The organism is Luteimonas cucumeris, from assembly GCF_007830035.1.
Classification (GTDB): Bacteria; Pseudomonadota; Gammaproteobacteria; order Xanthomonadales; family Xanthomonadaceae; genus Luteimonas_C; species Luteimonas_C cucumeris.
This window is the reverse complement of record NZ_VLKN01000004.1, coordinates 172,577-191,308: the sequence shown is the minus strand read 5'-3', so window position 1 is coordinate 191,308 and position 18,732 is coordinate 172,577. Positions and strand designations below refer to the sequence as shown.

Sequence of the window (18,732 nt, the reverse complement as noted above, 5' to 3'; positions counted from 1 at the left end):
ACTTGTCAGATCCAGTGTCGAACCGGCCGGACGACCGTCTGCCGAGCATCGAGGACGTGCAGGCATTGCACGAGCTGATGGATGTCGGCGTGCTGATGTGCATGGGCGACGGCACGCCCTATCACGCCAACAGCGCCGCCTGCGCGCTGGTGGTCGGGCAGGCGGCGGGCGATTACCTGTCGGCGCTGCTGGCGCTACTGCCCGCCGAGGCGCTGGCGTCGGCGCGGCGCACCGGACGCTGGTACGGCGAAGTGACGCTGGACGATGCACGCGTCGTGCAGGTGCATGCCTACCATCACGGCAGCAACGGCCGCGGCCAGTTCATGGTGGTGTTCATCGACGTCACCGAGACGCATGCGCGCGAACAGGAGCAGCAGCGCCGCCACGAGGAATCGCAGCAGACGCTGGCGCGGCTGGCCGGCGCGCAGGAGCAGTTGCTGCAGGCCGAGAAGATGGCCTCGATCGGCCAGCTCGCCGCCGGCGTCGCCCACGAAATCAACAATCCGATCGGCTACGTGCACTCCAACCTGGGCACGCTGCAGGAGTACCTGCATGGCCTGTTCGCCGTCATCGAGGCCTATGAGCGCGCGCTGCGCGCGCCGGATCCGCGCGCGCTGCAGGCGGAGATCGACGACATGCGCTCGCGCTTCGACCTCGATTTCATCCGCAGCGATCTGCCGCAACTGATGGCCGAATCGCGCGAAGGCATCGAGCGCGTCACCGAGATCGTGCGCAACCTGAAGGATTTCTCCTATTCCGACCGCGACGAATCGTGGCGCCTGGCCGATCTGCATGCCGGCCTGGATTCGACGATCAGCATCATCTGGAACGAACTCAAGTACAAGGTGACGCTGGAGAAGGACTACGGCGCGTTGCCGCTGGTGCAGTGCCTGCCATCGGAGCTCAACCAGGTGTTCATGAACATCCTGCTCAACGCCAGCCATGCGATCGCAGAGCGCGGCCGGGTCACGGTCGCCACCGGCGTGCGCGACGACCAGGTCTGGATCAGCATCGAGGACACCGGCGTCGGCATTCCCGAGGACGTGCAGCAGCGCATCTTCGATCCGTTCTACACCACCAAGCCGGTCGGCAAGGGCACCGGGCTGGGCCTGTCGATCTCCTATCGCATCGTGCGCAAGCATGGCGGCAACATCGAGGTGAGCAGCAGCCCGGGCAACGGCGCCTGCTTCAGGATCACGCTGCCGATACGGCAGCCGGACAAGTCGCTGGCCTGACGACCGGTAGTGATTCCTGTCATCCCGAGCGCAGCGAGGGATCTGTTTTTTTTCGGAAGTAGAGCAGATCTCTCGCTGCGTTCGGGAAGAAATCAGTATTGCTCGGAGGCTCTTCTGCAGCCCTGGAACACTTTTGGCTCAAGTGTTGCTCCTGCTGCAATCTCCAAGAGCTTCCGCCCGCTACGCGTGCGGGTCACTTTCTCTTTCCAGAGCCAAAGAGAAAGTAACCAAAGAGAAGGGCTCTTCCCCGACAGAGCTCACGTTGCAGTTTGTAGTCCTCGGGGATTTTCCGACTCGCCCTCCTGGCTCGGTCGGAAAACGGCGGCCATCCATGGCCGCCGCCCACCACGTATGGGAGGCAGACTTTCTGTAAACAATTTGAGATGCCCTAGCCGGCGATCCGGCTGTGCTGTTCGGCGTAGGTATGGAACGCCTGCCGGATGTGTTCGCGCAGGTCGTTGTCGTCCCATGGCTTGGTCAGGAAGCGATAGATCGCGCCGCGGTTGATCGCGTCGGTCACCGTCGCAAGATCGGTGTAGCCGGACAGCACCAGCCGCATCGTGTCCGGATACAGCACCTTCACCCGGCCCAGGAATTCGGTGCCGCTCATGTCGGACATGCGCTGGTCCGACAGGATCACCTGCACGTCGTTGGTTGCCAGCAGGTCGAAGGCGTCGGCGACCGTGCTCGCCGCCAGCACGCGATAGCCGTCGCGGCGGAACAGGCGCACCAGCGAGCGCAGGATGTTCTCCTCGTCGTCGACCAGCAGCAGTGTGCGGTCCGGCTGCGTCGCGATGAAGGCATCGGAGCGCACGAAACGGCGTCGCAGCACTTCTCCGGCCTCGTCGGCCGCCATCGGATGCCCGAACAGGTGGCCCTGGAAGATGTCGCACTGGTTGCGGCGCAGGAAGCCCAGCTGCGTTTCCGTTTCCACGCCGTGCGCCACGACTTTCATGCCCAGCTGGTGGCCCATCGCGATGATCGCGCAGGTGATCGCCACCTCGCGGCTGCCCGCCGGCAGGCCCTTGACGAAGTTGCGGTCGATCTTGATCTTGTCGACCGAGAAACGGATCAGCGAATCGAGGCTGGAATCGCCCATGCCGAAGTCGTCCAGGGTCAGGCGGATGCCTTCGCGGTGCAGGTTGGCGAGCGTCTGGTGGACGAAGTTCATGTCCATGGCCAGTGCGCTCTGCCGGATTTCCAGCACGATCATCCCGGAAGGAATGCCGGCGGCCTGGATCGCCTCGACCACTTCCATGGCGAAGGTCGGACGCTGCAGTTGCAGGGTCGAGATGTTGACCGCGATTTCCAGGTCTGGATAACCCCAGTCGCGCCAGATCCGCGCCTGCTGGCAGACGTTGCGCAGCACCCAGTCGCCGATCTGGGTGATCACGCCGAGTTTCTCGGCGGTGCGCATGAAGCGTTCCGGGATCAGCGTGCCCAGCGTCGGCGATTGCCAGCGCAGCAGCGCTTCCATGCCGATCACGCGACCATCGCCGGCGCTGACCTGGGGCTGGTAGCACAGGCGCAGTTCGCCGTTGTCGACCGCGCTGACGATCTCGCGCGCGATGATGCCGTCGTTGCGCAGGCTGATCGCCGCGCCGCGTGTGTAGCGGCGTACCAGGTTCAGGCCTTCGAGCTTGGCCTGTGCGACGGCGTATTCGGCGCAATGCAGCAGTGCCGAGGCGGTGCGCGCATGTTCAGGGCACAGCGCGATGCCGACGGTGCCGGTGAGGAACAGCGTGAACGGCAGGATCAGCATCGGCAGCTCGACCTGGCTGCGCGCCAGTTCACCGTACTGCTCCGGCGATGGATTGCCGGGCAGGAGCGGCAGCGCCACCAGGAACTCGTCGCTGCCGCTGGCCCAGATATGCGCATCGGGGCCGAACTTCGCGGCCAGCCGCTCGCCGAGCATGATCAGCGCCTGGTCGCCGATCTCCGCGCCCATGTTCTCGTTGACCGAGCGGAAATGGTCGATGTCGATGTGCAGCAGCATCAACGGCGGCCCATCGCTGTTGGCGGCATCGATCAGCCGTGCCAGTTCGGGTTCGCTGGCGCCGAGCCGGGTGATCGCATGCGAGGGCGGGGCGGCGTTCATGCGCCCCCGGCGCTTGTCTGTCGCGGCAGGCGCAGGCACAGGCGCATGCCAGCGTCATCGTCGAACTGCAGGTGGCCGCCTGCGCCGCGCGCGCGTTCGTGCATCAGTCCCAGCGCTGCGCCGTCGTCCGCGAGGCCGCGACTGTCGGCTTCGATGCGCAGCAACAGGTCGTCGCCATCTTCGCGTAGCGACAATTCGATATGGCGCGCACCGGCCGCGCAGGCCTGGAGCAGGGCGTCCTGCGCGATGCGGAAACAGGCCAGCTCGATATCGCCATCGGCACGCCGTGCCAGCGGCGCGATCTGCAGCCGCAACTGCGTGGCCGAAGCCTGCGCCAGCTGATCCACCTGCCAGCGCAGCGCCGCTTCCAGGCCCAGCGCATCCAGCTGCGGCGGTCGCAGGCGCGCGGACAGGTCGCGCAGTCTTTCGATGGTGTCGTCGGCGATGCGGACGATCTCGTGCAGGTCGTCGCGGCGCTGCGCGGCGTCGTCCTCGTCCATGGCCAGGTGCGCGGACAGTTTCATCGCAGTGACTGCCTGGCCGATCTGGTCGTGCAACTCGCGCGCGATCCAGTGGCGGTCGCCTTCCAGCAGCGACAGCAGGCGCGCGCTCACCGCCTGCAGTTCGCGGGGGTCGCGGCTTGCGGCGGGCGTGGGAGGATCGGGCGTGGCCATCGGCGCAGTACGTCTTCAAACAACTACCGGCCGGCAGTATGCCAGTTCGCCACTTCAACGATGCGTGCAAGCGCATCGCACGCGTGGCGTGCGGTCGCACCCGCTCAGAACAGTTCGACGGTGCCGACGCCCATGTTCTGCTGCGCGACGGGCTTGTGCGGCGGCTTTTCCCATTCGCTGCAGCGATCGCGCAGGCGCGTGCCGATCTGCTTGAGCGAGGACACCAGGTCGGCATCGGGCATGCCATCGTTGCGATGCAGCAGCTCCTGCAGCGCCAGCGCCTCGTGGTTGATCGCGGTGAGCCGGTCCAGATGGGTGTGGGCGCTGCCCAGCGACTGCGTGGCGATGTCCTCGAACTGCAGCGCACGCACCGCCTCGGCGACGCTGGCGTCGATCGCGCCGCCGCATTGCGCGATCTCGCGCATGCCTTCGCTGAGCGAGCTGTTGATGGCCGATACCTGGTTGAGCATGCTGGCGGCCTCGCCGCGCGCTTCACGGGAACGGTCGAGATCGCGCGACGCCATCTGCGAAACCGTGTCGCGGACCTTGGCGATGGCGTCCTTGGAGCTGTGCGCCAGCTTGCGGATCTGCTCGTTGAACGCGGTCGAGCGTTCCGACAGGTTGCGTACCTCGTCGGCGACCACGGCGAAGCCGCGCCCGGCCTCGCCGGCGCGGGCCGCTTCGATGGCGGCGTTCAGTGCCAGCAGGTTGGTCTGGTCGGCGATCGACTTGACGTCCTCCAGCAGCGAGAAGATGCCGTCCAGGTGCGCGGCCATCTGGTCGATGTGCAGTACCGTGGTGGTGCTCTGGCCGCTGACCTGCTCCAGCGCCTCGACCAACTGCTCCATCTGCTGGCTGGCGTGGTGCGCGAAGCGGGCGACATCCATGCCGGAGCGGTCGCCGTCGCCGGTGCGGTCGATGATGCGCGCCACGGCCATGCCCTGTTCGCGCGACTTGCGGCTCATCGCGTCGAAGCTTTCGCCGAGTCCGCCGACGGCTTCGCGGATCAGTTCGCGCGCGCGGCTGATCTCGTGGCGCGAGCCGTCGATTTCCGTGGCCACATAGCGACGCAGTTCGGCCAGCAGCGTGTCCTGCTGGCGGATGATGGTCGACTGCTCCCGGCTCGGACGCGAACGCACCATTGCGAACGCGGCGAAGATCAGCCACGACAGGGTGAGCATCGTCAGCAGGGTCCAGCGCAGCGGTGCGGACCATTCCAGCACCACCGATGCCGGGAACATCAGGGTCAGGAGCAGGGGCGGAGCCAGTCGAACCATAATGCGCGAATACATGTGCGGTCTCTGCGGAAATACCTTCTTGGTATCGGCCACGACAGGGGGGTCTTTAGTGCTCGCGGCGTGCGCGACGCCACACTCTCGACTGCGCAGTGTTCAGTGCGCGCTGTTGGTGAGTTCCAGCAATCGCGTGGCGATGCGTTCCAGCGGCACGATTTCCCGCGCGGCACCGAGCCGCACCGCGCTGCCGGGCATGCCCCAGACCACGCTGCTGGCTTCGTCCTGCACCAGCGTCGGAGCACCGGCCTGCGCGATCTCCAGCAGACCGCGCGCGCCGTCGTCGCCCATGCCGGTGAGGATCGCTCCGATCGCGTTGGCGCCGGCGTTGGCGGCGACCGAGCGGAACAGCACGTCCACCGCCGGCTTGTGGCGGTTGACGGCGGGGCCGTCGTCGATGCGGCAACGCCAGCGCGCACCGTCGCGGATCACGCGCAGATGCTTGCCGCCCGGCGGCAGGTAGGCGTGGCCGGGTAGGATCGCTTCGCCATCGCCGGCTTCGCGCACGGCCATGGCCGAATGCCGGTCGAGGCGTTCGGCGAAGGCGTGGCTGAAACCGGCCGGAATGTGCTGGGTCATGACGATCGCCGGCGCATCGGCCGGCATCTGTTCGAGCACCACGCGCAAGGCCTCGGTGCCGCCGGCCGATGCGCCGATCGCGATCAACCGATCGGTGGTGCGGAAGCGCAATGCCGGCGCCGGTGCGGATGAGGACAACGCCACGGCCGGCGCCGACGTGCGCGCCAGCGGACGCACGCGCGCATGCGCGGCGGCCTTGACCTTGGCGATGATTTCCTCGGCGTAGTCCTGCAGGCCGCGGGCGACGTCGAGCCTGGGCTTGGAGACGAAATCGACCGCGCCCAGCGACAACGCCTGCAGCGTGGCATCGGCACCGCGTTCGGTCAGCGAGGAGATCATCACCACCGGCAGCGGATGCAGGCGCATCAGGTTTTCCAGGAATGCCAGCCCGTCCATGCGCGGCATTTCCACATCCAGCGTGATCACGTCCGGATTCAGGCGCTTGATCTTTTCCCGTGCCAGCAACGGATCGGCGGCCGCGCCGACCACTTCGATCGCCGGATCGCCGGACAGGATCTCGGTCAGCATCTGCCGCACCACGGCCGAGTCGTCGACGATCAGCACCCTGCAACGCGATGCATTCATCAGAACAGTTCCACGCCGCCGGTGACCGGCGTCTTCGACAGGCGCGCGCGCACCGCGGATTCGGCGGCGACGACCTCGGCCTCGTGCGCATGCGGAAGGCGCTGCACGACCACGCGTCCGCTGTGCGGGAAGAACCATACCTTGCGCGGATGGATGCCGCGCAGATCCTCGGCCACCACCGGGATGCCTTCGGCATCCAGGTAATGGCGCACGAATTCGGCATTGCGCGTGCCGACCGGATTACTGGTGAAGCCCTTGAGCACGTTGGCGCCGCCGAACACCTTGGCCTGCAGACGGCCGCGACTGGCGCCACGCTTGAGCAGGTCGTTGATCAGCAGTTCCATCGCGAAGCTGCCGTAGCGTGCCGGTGCGCCGTCGCCGACCTGTCCGTCCGGCAGCAGGAAATGGTTCATGCCGCCGAGCTTGAGCAATGGATCGCGCACGCAGGCGGCCACGCACGAGCCCAGCACCGTCACCAGCGCCATGTCGCGGTCCACGACCAGGTACTGGGTGGGCAGCAACTTGGCGGCGGCGGTCTGGAAGCGCGCATCGTGGTAGCGCAGGACGCCGTCGTCCTGCGCCGCGACCGCGACGGCCGCCAGCCGGTTCATGCGCGCGGACCCGGATTGCGGCGATACAGCGTGCGCCCGCATGGCTGGATCAGGTCGGCCGCGTGCAGGTAGTTTTCGGAATGGCCGGTGTACAGCAAGCCGTCGTCGGCCAGGTGCGGCACCAGCCGCGACAGGATCGCGTGCTGCGTCGGCTTGTCGAAATAGATCATCACGTTGCGGCAGAACACCGACACGAATGGGCCGCCAACCTCGTAACGCGGCGCCAGCAGGTTGAGCGGGCGGAAATCGATCAGTTCGCGCAACGCGGGCGAGACGCGGCAGAAGCCTTCGTTGGGGCCGGTGCCGCGCTGGAAGTAGCGGCGGCGCAGGTCTTCGTCGAGACCGGCGATGCGTTCGAGCGGATAGACGCCGCGTTCGCCGGTGGCCAGCACCTGCGTGTCCACATCGGTGGCAAGGATGCGCACCGGCGGGGTCATGCTGCCGAACGCCTCGCAGGCGCTGATCGCCATCGAATAGGGTTCCTCGCCGGTGGACGACGCGCATGACCACAGCCGCAACAGGCCGCGACCGGCGCGCGACTGCAGCTCGCCGCGCAACGTGTCGAAGTGATGCGGCTCGCGGAAGAAAGCGGTGAGGTTGGTGGTCAGGGCATTGGTGAAGGCCTGCCATTCCTCGCCGTCCTCGCGTTCCAGCTGGTCGAGGTAGTCCTTGAAGCTGTGCAGGCCCAATGCACGCAGGCGTCGCGACAGGCGGCCATAGACCATGTCGCGCTTGCCGGGGGTCAAGGCGATGCCGGCGCGCTGGCGGATCAATTCGCAGACGCGGCGGAAATCACGGTCGTTGAATTCGAAATCGCGACGCGCGCCTTCGCTGTTGTCGCCGATGTCCGCCTGCGGCGGCGGACGGTGCGCCGGCTGCGAAGCCCGGATGGCGGTGATGGTGCGGGGAACGGCGGACATGAAGGTTCTCGACTGCAGGCTTCAAACGTGGGGGTGCGATCCCGGTCGCGATGGCGACCGGGATCCTGTTGCCGGCAGCGGCGTTGCTGCTAGAACTCCTGCCAGTCGCCGGCTTCCGCCAGATCGGACGCGGTTTTTGCGGCCGGTGCCGAGTTGATGGTCTTGCCCATCGCCGGCGCCATCGCACGCGCGCGCTTGATGACGGCAGCCACGGGCGCGGCGGCCGCCTGCTGCGGATCGAGCTTGAACACGTCGACGGTTTCCGACAGCGCGGCCGCCTGTTCCTCCATGGCCCGTGCGGCGGCGGAGGCTTCCTCGACCAGTGCGGCGTTCTGCTGGGTGACCTCGTCCATCTGGGTGATGGTCTGGTTGACCTGTTCGATGCCGGCGGACTGCTCCTGCGAGGCGGCGGAGATCTCGGCCATGATGTCGGTGACCCGCTGCACCGAGGCGACGATCTCGCCCATGGTGGTGCCGGCCTGGTGGACCAGGCGCGAGCCGTCGGCGACCTTGTCCACCGAGGTCTCGATCAGGCCCTTGATCTCCTTGGCCGCCCCGGCGGAACGTTGCGCCAGGGTGCGCACTTCACTGGCCACCACGGCGAAGCCGCGGCCCTGCTCACCGGCCCGGGCCGCTTCCACGGCGGCGTTGAGCGCCAGGATGTTGGTCTGGAAGGCGATGCCGTCGATGACCGAGATGATCTCGGCGATCTTGCGCGAGGACGATTCGATGTCCTGCATGGTGGTGACGACCTGGCCGACGACGTCGCCGCCCTTGGAGGCCACGCCGGCGGCGCCGATGGCCAGCTGGTTGGCCTGGCGGGCGGACTCGGCGTTCTGGCGCACGGTGGAGGTCAGTTCCTCCATGGAGGCGGCGGTTTCCTCGAGGTTGGCGGCTTGTTGTTCGGTGCGGCTGGACAGGTCGGCGTTGCCCGAGGCGATCTCGGAGGCGGCGGTGTTGATGTGGACCGAGGCGTCCTGGATGTGGCCGACGATGTCGGTGAGCTGGGCGACGGTGGCGTTGGCATCGTCGCGCATGCGGGCGAACACGCCGTGGAAGTCGCCGTCCATGCGCACGGTCAGGTCGCCGCGGGCGATCGCCTGCAGCAGTTCCGACAGCTGGCCCAGGTTGCGGTCGTTGACCGACATCATGCTGTTGAGGCCTTCGATCATGATGCGGAAGTCGAACTGGAAGCGTTCGGCATCGCCGCGCACGCTGAAGTCGCCGGCGGCCGCGGCGATCGACAGTCGTTTGATCTCGGCGTTGATCGCCGACAGGCTGGCCTTGGCCTGATCCATCGATTCGTGCAGGTTGGCGCGCTGGCCGGGCAGGCGGCGTGCGTCCTGCGTCAGATCGCCGATGGCGTAGCGGTTGAGGATCGCCACGGCGTCGTTGAAGGCATCCAGGTGCTCGAACATCATCGTGTTGATGCCCTTGGCCAGCTCGCCGTAGATGCCGGGGAAATCTTCGGGGATGCGCTGCGAGATGTTCTCACCAGCGTGCATCTGCGCCATGTGCTGCGCATCCTGCGAGAAGCGGCGCAGCATCTTCATCATGTCCTCGGTGGCGTGCAGCATCTGGCCAAGCTCGTCTTCGCCTGCCTGACCGATCCGCGCCGACAGGTCGCCGTGCGACACCGAGCGCACCGCATGCAGCACGCGGCCGAGTGGTCCGGTGATGGCGCGTGTGATGACCCAGCCCAGGAAGATGGCGAGCAGCGCCAGTGCGACGACGCCGGCGATGATCGCGCGCACGCTGCTGGCGTGGGTGGCATTGGCTTCTGCGATCTGGGCGTTCATCGTGCCGATGTTGTGTTCGTCCAGCGCCTTGAGCGCAGCGAACAACGCGCGCCGCCGCGGGCGCGACTTCTCGTCGGCCACGGTTTGTGCGGCGGCGACGTCGCCTGCGTCCAGTGCCTTGTCGATTTCCTGCCTGGCCGCGAAATAGGCATCGACCCCCTGTTTCACCTTGGCGTACAACGCATCTTCCTTGGGATCGGAAGGCAGGGCTTCGTAAAGCTTCTGCTGCTCGTCGACGATGCGCTTGCTGTCGGCCATCCGCTTGTTGTAGTCGGCGACCGCTTCCGGTTCGTCGATTCGGGTCAGCTGCGCCAGTTCGAAAGTGCGGAACTCTCCGAGCTGCGAGCGAACCTCGCCCATGTACTGCACCGACGGCATGTCGACCGTGCTGACCAGCTGCAACTGGTCGTTGGAAGCCTCCAGCCGCAGCAGCGCGAAGCAGCCCAGGCCGATGGTCATCAGCGTGGTCAGGGCGAAAGCCATGGCCAGCTTCCTGGCGATGGCAAGGTTGTGGAACCATTTCATGATCAGGAGTCTCCAGGTGCGGCAATGAGTGCGATGACGACCGCCGGGTTACATTTGCGATGGCCGGAAAAGCCGGCTCGATTCCGGGTTCACGTGCGGGTCCGGCAATCGGCTCCGCGACGCAATTCCCACCCCGGAAATAGCGGCGCCGCGCATCAAAACTTGATGCGCGGCGCCGTGTCGGATTCAGGTGTTTGCCAGGTGCGATGTGTTCGCCTTAGGCAACGTTGAAGAGTCGTCACCCCGGATGACGATCCTGACTCGTTCAGCTTCCTCAGAAATAGAACTGCACGCGCAGCTGCATGATTTCCGGGTCGGCGGAGCTCGCGCCGCGCTTCGCATCGGCGCGCACGTAGTTCGCCTGCAACTTGACGTGACGCGTCAGGTACCAGTTCGCGCCGAGCGTCCAGTTGCGCTCGCGGCCGCCGGTGATGCCGTCGTTGTCCAGGTCGATTTGGCTGTAGCGGGCCAGCAGTTCGACCGCGCCCCAGGCATGGGTGGGCTTGGGATTGCCGACATTGCCGCCGCTGTAGTTGCGCGATTCGCCGGTCAGCACCCAGCTGCCGAAGACGTAGTAGCCGTCGGCGGCGTAACCCGGCAGGCCGTGGTCGCGCGCGGTGCGCTGATGCAGGTATTCGGCCTGCAGCGACCAGGGGCCATCGATCCATAGTGCTTCCACGCCGCTGCGACGGATCGAATCGACGAAGCTGAGCGTGCCCGAATCCACCAGACGCACGCTGGTCAGCGATGCTTCCGGTTTGGCGCGCCAGCGTGCGGCGGGAAACACCTCGACGCCGAGGCCGTTGATTTCGCTGTCGGGACGTTCGATCGATCCGCTCACGCCCAGGTGCAGCACCCGGCCTGCCTGCTTCAACGGCGTCCATGCCGCGCGTGCGCCGAGCGTCGTGCCATCGTTGTTGCCCTGCAGGTCGGAGCCGAACAGGTAGCCCACGTTCAGCAGGGTGGTGTCGCGTTCCAGCGTCCAGTCGATGCCGGTGCGGCGACCTGCGTAGAAGGCCTGCGTCGGCAACGAACTTTCCATGAAAGCGGAGTTGCGCGTGGAGGTATTGCCTTCGAAACCCACCGGCGTCTTGAACTGGCCGGCGCGCAGCTTGCCCAGGTCACGGCCGAACAGGGCCTGGGTTTCGACGCGCAGCGCCACGTCCATCCAGGTCTCGGCGTGGAAATCGAACGAGGCGGCGAAGTCGTAGACGCCCTTGCGCTTGAGCGAGAACCCGAGCTCCTGGCGGCGCCAGTCGTGGTCGTCTTCCAGCGTCGTTGCGGCGTTGTAGCCGTCGCCGGATGCGTCGTTGAAATCGTAGGCGATGTTGCCGGTGGCGGACAGTTCGGTACCGTTGCCGAAGACGTATCTGGGCGGCCAGGCCTGGCCGCCGGCGTCCGTCTGCTGGGCGTGTGCGGTGGCCTGGGTGCCGAGCAGGGCGAGGGCGAGGAGGGAAACATTCTTCATGATGGCTTCGATGATTCTCGACTAAACGTGTCCCGGCGGCCAGCCGCGAAGCTGCCGATGCGAGGACGGGAAGGTTGGGAAGGTTGGGAAGGTTGGGAAAGCCGCCCGGATTGCCCGGACGGCGGCGCTCAGGCGGCCTGCGGCATCCTGAGCGAGCGGATCAGGCCGCCGATGTCGACGATCAGCGCGACGCGTCCATCGCCCAGGATCGTGGCGCCGGAAATGCCGTCGATGCGGCGGTAGTTGTTTTCGATGTTCTTGACCACGACCTGCTGCTGGCCGATCAGTTCGTCCACTTCCAGCGCCAGTTTGCGGCCTTCGACTTCGACCACCACCACAAGCGGATCACCGTCGCCGCGCGCACCGTAGCGATAGTGCTCGCTGAGCGAGATCACCGGCAGGTACTCGCCGCGCACGCGCAGCACGCGACTGTCGCCGGCCATGACGTGGGTGTCGCCGGGCTGCGGCTGCAGCGCTTCCAGCACGTACGACAGCGGCAGGATCAGGGTTTCGTCGCCGACCGACACTGCCATTCCGTCGAGGATGGCCAGCGTCAGCGGCAGCCGGATCACCACGCGCGTGCCGCTGCCGGCGGCGCTTTCCAGCTGCACTTCGCCGCCGAGGACCTGGATGTTGCGACGGACCACGTCCATGCCGACGCCGCGTCCGGAGACGTCGGTGACGGTTTCGGCGGTGGAGAATCCGGGCTGGAAGATCAGGTCCCAGACCTGGTGGTCGCTGGGATTGTCGGGAATGGCGAGACCGCGTTCGGCGGCCTTGGCCAGGATGCGCGCGCGATCCAGGCCGCGGCCGTCGTCGCTGACTTCGATCACGATGTGGCCGCCCTGGTGCGAGGCCGCCAGCGTGATCGTGCCGGTCTCGTCCTTGCCGGCCTGGCGCCGTGCTTCCGGCGTTTCCAGCCCGTGGTCGATCGAGTTACGCACCAGGTGCACCAGCGGATCGGCGATGCGTTCGATCAGGCCCTTGTCCAGTTCGGTGCCTTCGCCGATGGTGCGCAGCCGCACCTGCTTGCCCAGTCGCGTCGACAGGTCGCGCACCAGCCGCGGGAAGCGGCGGAACACGGCGTCGACCGGCAGCATGCGCACGCCGATCACCGCTTCCTGCAGGTCACGGGTATTGCGTTCGAGCAGATCCAGGCCGGCGAACAGGCGTTCGCACTGGGCCGGATCGAGCACGCCGGACACCTGCTTGAGCATGGCCTGCGTGATCACCAGTTCGCCGACCAGGTTGATCAGGCCGTCGATCTTGTCGACGCCGACGCGGATCGAAGTTTCGGCCACATCATGTGCGTTGCCGGGATTGCCTGCAGGCGCGGTTGCCGCTGGCGTGACCGATGCCACGGCAGTCGTCGCTGCCACGACCGGGGCAATGTCCAACTCGCAATCGTCGACCACCCAGGCGAAGGCATCGTCGATGGCGCCGCGCGGCACGCTGCCGTGCAGGCCCAGATCCCACGCCAGATAGGCTTCCAGCGGGTCGAGTTGCGCGAATCCGGGGAGGCGCTCGAGCCGGCACGCGACCTGCAGCGGTGCCAGGCGTTCGAGTTCGCGCAGGATGCGCAGCGGATCGTTGCCGCTCATGAACAGCGAAGGCGAGGGCGTGAAACCGATGCGCCAGCCTTCCGGCGCCGCGTTGTCCGTCGTTGCCGCAGGGCCCGATGTCGTTGCGGCCGCGCCGATGGCATCGTCGACCAGCGCCGCAGTGAGTCGCGCATGCACGGCCTGCACGGCGACCGGATCCGCCGCCTGGCCGTGCTCGGCTTCCGCCAGCAGGCTGCGCAGTGCGTCCACCGCGGCAAGGATCGCATCGATGGCCACTGCGGTGATCGCGCGCTGGCCGGCGCGCCATTCGTCGAGCAGGGTTTCCAGCACGTGGGTCAGGCCGGCGATCGACTCGAAGCCGAACGTCGCCGCGCCGCCCTTGATCGAATGCGCGGCGCGGAAGATCGAATTGATCAGCTCGGCGTCGCGGTCGCCCTGTTCCAGCGACAACAGCCCGGCCTCCATGGCTTCGAGGCCTTCGTGGCTTTCCTCGAAGAAGACGGCGTGGAAACGCTGCATGTCCATGGACATCGGTGGTACCTGTCGGCGATGGCGCGGGCGATCAGCCCAGCACCTTGTGGATGGTGGCGACGAGCTGTTCCGGGTTGAACGGCTTGACCAGCCAGCCGGTGGCGCCGGCGGCCTTGCCTTCGGATTTCTTGTCGGCGGCCGATTCGGTGGTGAGCATCAGCATCGGCGTGAACTTGTATTCGGGCAGCTGGCGCAGTTCGCGGATCAGGGTGATGCCGTCCATGTTGGGCATGTTGACGTCGGTGACCACCGCGTTGAAACGCTGGCCGCGGGCGCGTGCCAGCGCCACTTGTCCGTCTTCGGCTTCCTCCACGGCGAAGCCGGAGGAGGTGAGGGCGAACGCGACCATCTGTCGCATCGAGGCCGAATCGTCCACTACCAGAATGCGTGCGCTCATGCCGCGTGTGCTCCCGCTGATTGATGATCGGTATGGGCCAGGCCCAGGGGTTCGGTCACGCCCAGCAGGCGTGCGGCGTCGCGCAGGGATGTGCTGGCGGCGGCGAATCCGGTGTCGCGACCGGCCTGCCGGCGTTCGCGGAAGAACGTGCACAGCACCTGCACGCAGGCGGTATGCACGCGCTGCACGGCGCCGGCGTCGAGCGCCAGCGGCTGCGGCTGCGCCAGGTGGGCGGCCAGTTGTTGTTTCAGTTCCGCGGCGGCCTCGATGCCGAGGTCGTCGCCCAGAAGCACAGCGCTCATCGTCTCTCCGACTGGACAGCTTGTTGTGGGGTATCGGCAGCGGGGGTGGAGTCTTGAGGCTGTCGTCGGATTGGCGAGATGGCATCTTGCGGCGACGCTTCATCTGCTGCCTCTTGCCCTTGCCCTTGATGTTGCCATTGCTTCTTAGCCGTCATCCTCGCGAAGGCGGGGATCCAGTGACTTTGCTTGTTTTAGAAGCTGGGCTCGCTCCACCGCTCTTTGCCGCAAGTGCAGAGCTTCCGCCCGCAGCGCGTGCGGGTCACTTTCTTTTGATGACCCAAAAGAAAGTAACCAAAGAAAAGGGTCTTCCCCGATCACAGCTCACGTTGCACGTTGTAGTCCTCGTAGATTTTCCGACTCGCCCTCCTGGCTCGGTCGGAAAACGGCGCACATCCATGTGCGCCGCCCTCCGGGTCCATGGAGTGGCTCGGATCGGTGGTAGTTCGTGCCAAGGTCAACAGCTAATAGCCGCAGCTAAAGCCAACGCGATCGGCAGAGTGCAAAGGGCGACCATGCGCAGCAATCAAATTTCAGGCAGGAACAAGAACTCCGGCAACGACGAAAGCGGCATCGACCAGCGCCCGTCGAGTGCAACGGCTGCCAAGCCGGCTTCGGGCCCTTTCTTTGGTTACTTTCTTTGGGCCATCAAAGAAAGTGACCCGGGCGCTTTAGCGCACGGAAGCACTTGATTTTGCCCTTATCGGCAGTGCTGGCGCGTCTTGCAAGCCATTGGCTCAACGTCCCTCGGAAGACGGTCCCCAAGTCGAACTTTCGGCACATTCCGGAACAGACCTTGCATCCCCCCGCCTGACCCCGCCCAACCCCAGTACCCATGTCCGAGCAGGACGAAAGCGGCGAACGCACCGAACAACCCAGCGAAAAGCGCCTGCGCGAGGCGCGCGAGCAGGGCAACATCCCGCGCTCGCGTGAGCTGGCGACGGCGGCGGTGTTCGGTGCCGGCGTGATCGCCATCGCCGCGACGATGCCTTCGCTGGCGCGGCAGTCGCTGGGCTGGATGCAGCACGCGCTGACGCCCGATCCGGCATTGCGCCAGCATCCCGACGCGCTGTTCGGACACGTCGGAGAACTGCTGCTGGAACTGCTGTGGGTGGTCGCCCCGATCGCCGGCATCTGCGTGCTGGCCGGGCTGGTCGGACCGCTGCTGCTGGGCAGCATCTCGTTCTCGTCGAAGTCGCTGATGCCCGATTTCAAGCGGCTCAATCCGGCGTCCGGCCTGAAGCGCCTGTACGGCCAGGAAAGCGTGGCTGAACTGTTCAAGTCGCTGCTGCGCGTGGCGCTGGTCGGCGGTGCCGCCGCGTTGTGCCTGAAGCTGGGCCTGGACCAGCTGACCGCGTTGCTGGACATGCCGCTGGAGCAGGCCGCGCGTTCGGGTCTGGGCTTCACCGGCACGCTGCTGTTCGCCACTGCCGGCGCGCTGGTGCTGCTGGCGGTGATCGACGCGCCGTACCAGAAGTGGAACCACCGCCGCAAATTGATGATGACGCGCCAGGAACTGCGCGAGGAGATGAAGGAAAGCGAAGGCCGCCCGGAAGTGAAGGGCCGCATCCGCCAGCTGCAGCACCAGATGTCGCAGCGCCGGATGATGGAGGACGTGCCGTCCGCCGACGTGATCGTGGTCAATCCCACCCACTATGCGGTGGCGCTGAAATACGAGAACGGAAAGATGGGCGCACCCAGGGTGGTCGCCAAGGGCGTCGACGAACTGGCGCACCGCATCCGCGAAATCGCCGAGCAGCACCGGGTCGCCATCGTTTCGTCGCCGCCTTTGGCACGCGCCTTGTATCGGGAAGGCGAAATAGGCCGCGAGATCCCCGTGAGACTGTATTCCGCCGTCGCCCAGATCCTGTCCTACGTCTACCAGCTGCGCGCCTGGCGCAATGGTGCGGCGCCGTCGCCGGAACTGCCGACGATCGAGGTCGATGAAGGCGCGAACGGCGCCGGCAGGCTGCGCCCGTGAGCAGTCCGGCCACGCCGACCGCGCGCGTGATGGACATGCTCAGGCATGGCCTGGGTGCGCCGATCATCGTGATGGCGATGCTGGCGATGGTGGTGGTGCCGCTGGCGCCGGTGGTGCTGGACATCCTCTTCAGTTTCAACATCGCGATCTCGCTGGTGGTGCTGCTGGCGGTGGTGTACGTGCGCAGGCCACTGGACTTCACGATCTTCCCGATCGTGCTGCTGATGACCACGATGCTGCGCCTGGCGCTGAACGTGGCCTCCACCCGCGTGGTGCTGCTGCACGGCCAGGACGGCCCCGGCGCGGCCGGCAAGGTGATCGAATCGTTCGGCGAATTCGTGGTCGGCGGCAATTTCGCGGTCGGCATCGTGGTGTTCGCGATCCTGACCATCATCAACTTCGTGGTGATCACCAAGGGCGCCGGGCGCATCTCGGAAGTGTCGGCGCGCTTCATCCTCGACGCGATGCCCGGCAAGCAGATGGCGATCGACGCCGACCTCAACGCCGGCCTGCTGACGCGCGAGGAGGCCAAGGCGCGGCGCGAGGAGGTACGCGAGGAAGCCGATTTCTACGGCGCGATGGACGGCGCCAGCAAGTTCATCCGCGGCGACGCCATCGCCGGCATCCTGATCCTGTTCATCAACATGGTCGGCGGCCTCGCCATCGGCGTGCTGCAGCACGGCCTGCCGTTCGGCGAGGCGGCGAAGATCTACACGCTGCTGTCGATCGGCGACGGCCTGGTCGCGCAGCTGCCGGCGCTGCTGGTGTCGTCGTCGGTGGCGATGCTGGTCACGCGCGCCTCGCGTGCGCAGGACATGGGCGGCGCGATGGTTGGCCAGGTATTCGGCCAGCACAAGGCGCTGGCGATCGCCGCGACGCTGCTGGGCGTGGTCGGCCTGGTGCCGGGCATGCCGAACGTCGCCTTTTTGACGCTGGCGGCGGTCCTCGGCTACATCGCCTTCAAGCTGTGGAAGAAAAGCCAGGCGGTTGAAACCGGCCCGCTGCAGGCGCTGCCGGCACCCGGCAACACTTCGGCCGAACTGGGCTGGGACGAAGTACGCCCGACCGATCCGCTTGGCCTGGAAGTGGGCTATCGCCTGATCCCGCTGGTGGACAAGGCGCAGGGCGGCGAACTGATGTCGCGGATCAAGGCCGTGCGCCGCAAGCTGACCCAGGACTTGGGTTTCCTGATCCCGGCCGTGCACATCCGCGACAACCTCGAACTGCCGGCCAGCGGCTATCGGTTATTGGTGCACGGCGTGCCGGTGGCGGCGGCGGAAGTGCATCCGGATCGCGAACTGGCGCTGGATCCCGGCGGCGCGTTCGGTCCGCTCGACGGCATTCCCGGCAAGGATCCGGCGTTCGGCCTGGACGCGGTGTGGATCCACGCGCACCAGCGCGCGCACGCCGAATCGCTGGGCTACACCGTGGTGGACGCATCTACCGTGGTGGCCACGCATCTTTCCCATCTGGTGCGCGAACACGCGCCGGAACTGCTCGGTCACGACGAAGTGCAGCAACTGCTCGCCACGCTCGGCCGCAACGCGCCGAAGCTGGTCGAGGACCTGACCCCGAAGCTGCTGCCACTGGCGACGGTGGTACGCGTGCTGCAGAACCTGCTGATCGAACGCGTGCCGCTGCGGCAACTGCGTCGCATCGTCGAGGCGCTGGTGGAATTCGCGCCGCAGAACCCCGACCACGCCGCGCTGACCGCAGCGGTGCGCAACGCGCTGGGCCGCTTCATCGTGCAGGAAATCTCCGGCATGGCGCCGGAGCTGCCCGTCTATACCTTGGCGCCACCACTGGAACGCGTCTTGCAGGACTCCACGCAAGGCACCGGCGCCGCGTTGGAACCGGGCCTGGCAGAACGCCTGCACCAGAGCCTGTCCGATTGCGTCACCCGGCAGGAAGCGCGCAGCGAACCGGCCGTGGTGCTGGTGCCCGGCTCGGTACGCGCCGCGCTGGCGCGACTGGTGCGGCACAGCGTGCCTTCGTTGTCGGTGCTCGCCTACAGCGAAGTGCCGGAGGACAAGCGGCTGAAGCTGGTGGGGACGATCACGTGAGGCCGAGATTGGTGATTGGTTGGTGGTGATTCGTTATTGGTGGTTGGTGATTAGCAAGAGCTGATCACCGCAAGTGGAGATACAGGAATGAACGCGGCTACTGAACCTACCGG

Annotated in this window: 14 protein-coding genes; 3 read left to right on the top strand and 11 right to left on the bottom strand. The window is 66.5% G+C overall.

The genetic code is table 11. From position 1 onward, the window contains the following. Positions 1-77 precede the first annotated feature (77 nt). Entirely contained in the window at positions 78-1,235 is a 1,158-nt protein-coding gene (locus IP90_RS09625) for an ATP-binding protein (RefSeq protein ID WP_242007555.1), read from the top strand. A 388-nt stretch (positions 1,236-1,623) separates the two neighbouring features. Here IP90_RS09625 and IP90_RS09620 read toward each other — a convergent pair whose 3' ends face one another. The 11 genes from IP90_RS09620 to IP90_RS09570 form a co-directional block, all read right to left on the bottom strand. After that, positions 1,624-3,333, bottom strand: a complete 1,710-nt coding sequence (locus IP90_RS09620; protein ID WP_144899414.1) for an EAL domain-containing protein — start codon at positions 3,331-3,333, stop codon at positions 1,624-1,626. Continuing rightward, a complete protein-coding gene (locus IP90_RS09615) occupies positions 3,330-4,007 on the bottom strand; it encodes a sensor histidine kinase (protein WP_144899413.1) in 678 nt (225 codons plus the stop codon). Before IP90_RS09615 ends, IP90_RS09620 begins: the two co-directional genes overlap by 4 nt. Positions 4,008-4,111: 104 nt before the next feature. Further along, positions 4,112-5,299 (bottom strand): methyl-accepting chemotaxis protein, encoded by a 1,188-nt coding sequence (locus IP90_RS09610; protein ID WP_144899412.1) that lies wholly within the window; start codon positions 5,297-5,299, stop codon positions 4,112-4,114. Between the two features lie 99 nt (positions 5,300-5,398). Then, entirely contained in the window at positions 5,399-6,463 is a 1,065-nt protein-coding gene (locus tag IP90_RS09605) for a protein-glutamate methylesterase/protein-glutamine glutaminase (protein ID WP_144899411.1), read from the bottom strand. Next, positions 6,463-7,074: a chemoreceptor glutamine deamidase CheD gene (cheD, locus tag IP90_RS09600; RefSeq protein WP_144899410.1), complete on the bottom strand. Its 612-nt coding sequence runs from the start codon at positions 7,072-7,074 to the stop codon at positions 6,463-6,465. Before cheD ends, IP90_RS09605 begins: the two co-directional genes overlap by 1 nt. After that, a complete protein-coding gene (locus IP90_RS09595; protein WP_144899409.1) occupies positions 7,071-7,994 on the bottom strand; it encodes a CheR family methyltransferase in 924 nt (307 codons plus the stop codon). Before IP90_RS09595 ends, cheD begins: the two co-directional genes overlap by 4 nt. Positions 7,995-8,083: 89 nt before the next feature. Next, entirely contained in the window at positions 8,084-10,318 is a 2,235-nt protein-coding gene (locus IP90_RS09590; protein ID WP_144899408.1) for a methyl-accepting chemotaxis protein, read from the bottom strand. A gap of 274 nt (positions 10,319-10,592) precedes the next feature. Then, on the bottom strand, positions 10,593-11,789 hold the full coding sequence (locus tag IP90_RS09585; RefSeq protein WP_425477101.1) for an OprO/OprP family phosphate-selective porin: 1,197 nt from the start codon (positions 11,787-11,789) through the stop codon (positions 10,593-10,595). Between the two features lie 125 nt (positions 11,790-11,914). Continuing rightward, the gene (locus tag IP90_RS09580; RefSeq protein WP_144899406.1) at positions 11,915-13,879 is read right to left on the bottom strand and encodes a chemotaxis protein CheA; all 1,965 of its coding nucleotides are present in this window, start codon (positions 13,877-13,879) and stop codon (positions 11,915-11,917) included. 31 nt (positions 13,880-13,910) lie between these two features. Continuing rightward, positions 13,911-14,276, bottom strand: coding sequence for a response regulator (locus tag IP90_RS09575; RefSeq protein WP_144899405.1), 366 nt, complete (start codon positions 14,274-14,276; stop codon positions 13,911-13,913). Then, a complete protein-coding gene (locus tag IP90_RS09570; RefSeq protein WP_144899404.1) occupies positions 14,273-14,578 on the bottom strand; it encodes an STAS domain-containing protein in 306 nt (101 codons plus the stop codon). The genes IP90_RS09575 and IP90_RS09570 overlap by 4 nt, the downstream gene beginning before the upstream one ends. Positions 14,579-15,410: 832 nt before the next feature. Here IP90_RS09570 and flhB point away from each other — a divergent pair. Both flhB and flhA read left to right on the top strand, forming a co-directional pair. Further along, complete coding sequence (gene flhB, locus IP90_RS09565) at positions 15,411-16,556, top strand: flagellar biosynthesis protein FlhB (RefSeq protein ID WP_144899403.1); 1,146 nt, start codon at positions 15,411-15,413, stop codon at positions 16,554-16,556. 29 nt (positions 16,557-16,585) lie between these two features. Next, on the top strand, positions 16,586-18,619 hold the full coding sequence (gene flhA / locus IP90_RS09560; RefSeq protein WP_144899661.1) for a flagellar biosynthesis protein FlhA: 2,034 nt from the start codon (positions 16,586-16,588) through the stop codon (positions 18,617-18,619). Positions 18,620-18,732: the final 113 nt, after the last annotated feature.

Bases quoted from the DNA above. Each gene is read 5' to 3' on its own strand.
- IP90_RS09625 (WP_242007555.1), top strand. From the start codon at position 78: ATGGATGTCGGCGTGCTGATGTGCATGGGCGACGGCACGCCCTATCAC.
- IP90_RS09620 (WP_144899414.1), bottom strand. From the start codon at position 3,333: ATGAACGCCGCCCCGCCCTCGCATGCGATCACCCGGCTCGGCGCCAGC.
- IP90_RS09615 (WP_144899413.1), bottom strand. From the start codon at position 4,007: ATGGCCACGCCCGATCCTCCCACGCCCGCCGCAAGCCGCGACCCCCGC.
- IP90_RS09610 (WP_144899412.1), bottom strand. From the start codon at position 5,299: ATGTATTCGCGCATTATGGTTCGACTGGCTCCGCCCCTGCTCCTGACC.
- IP90_RS09605 (WP_144899411.1), bottom strand. From the start codon at position 6,463: ATGAATGCATCGCGTTGCAGGGTGCTGATCGTCGACGACTCGGCCGTG.
- cheD (WP_144899410.1), bottom strand. From the start codon at position 7,074: ATGAACCGGCTGGCGGCCGTCGCGGTCGCGGCGCAGGACGACGGCGTC.
- IP90_RS09595 (WP_144899409.1), bottom strand. From the start codon at position 7,994: ATGTCCGCCGTTCCCCGCACCATCACCGCCATCCGGGCTTCGCAGCCG.
- IP90_RS09590 (WP_144899408.1), bottom strand. From the start codon at position 10,318: ATGAAATGGTTCCACAACCTTGCCATCGCCAGGAAGCTGGCCATGGCT.
- IP90_RS09580 (WP_144899406.1), bottom strand. From the start codon at position 13,879: ATGTCCATGGACATGCAGCGTTTCCACGCCGTCTTCTTCGAGGAAAGC.
- IP90_RS09575 (WP_144899405.1), bottom strand. From the start codon at position 14,276: ATGAGCGCACGCATTCTGGTAGTGGACGATTCGGCCTCGATGCGACAG.
- IP90_RS09570 (WP_144899404.1), bottom strand. From the start codon at position 14,578: ATGAGCGCTGTGCTTCTGGGCGACGACCTCGGCATCGAGGCCGCCGCG.
- flhB (WP_144899403.1), top strand. From the start codon at position 15,411: ATGTCCGAGCAGGACGAAAGCGGCGAACGCACCGAACAACCCAGCGAA.
- flhA (WP_144899661.1), top strand. From the start codon at position 16,586: ATGGACATGCTCAGGCATGGCCTGGGTGCGCCGATCATCGTGATGGCG.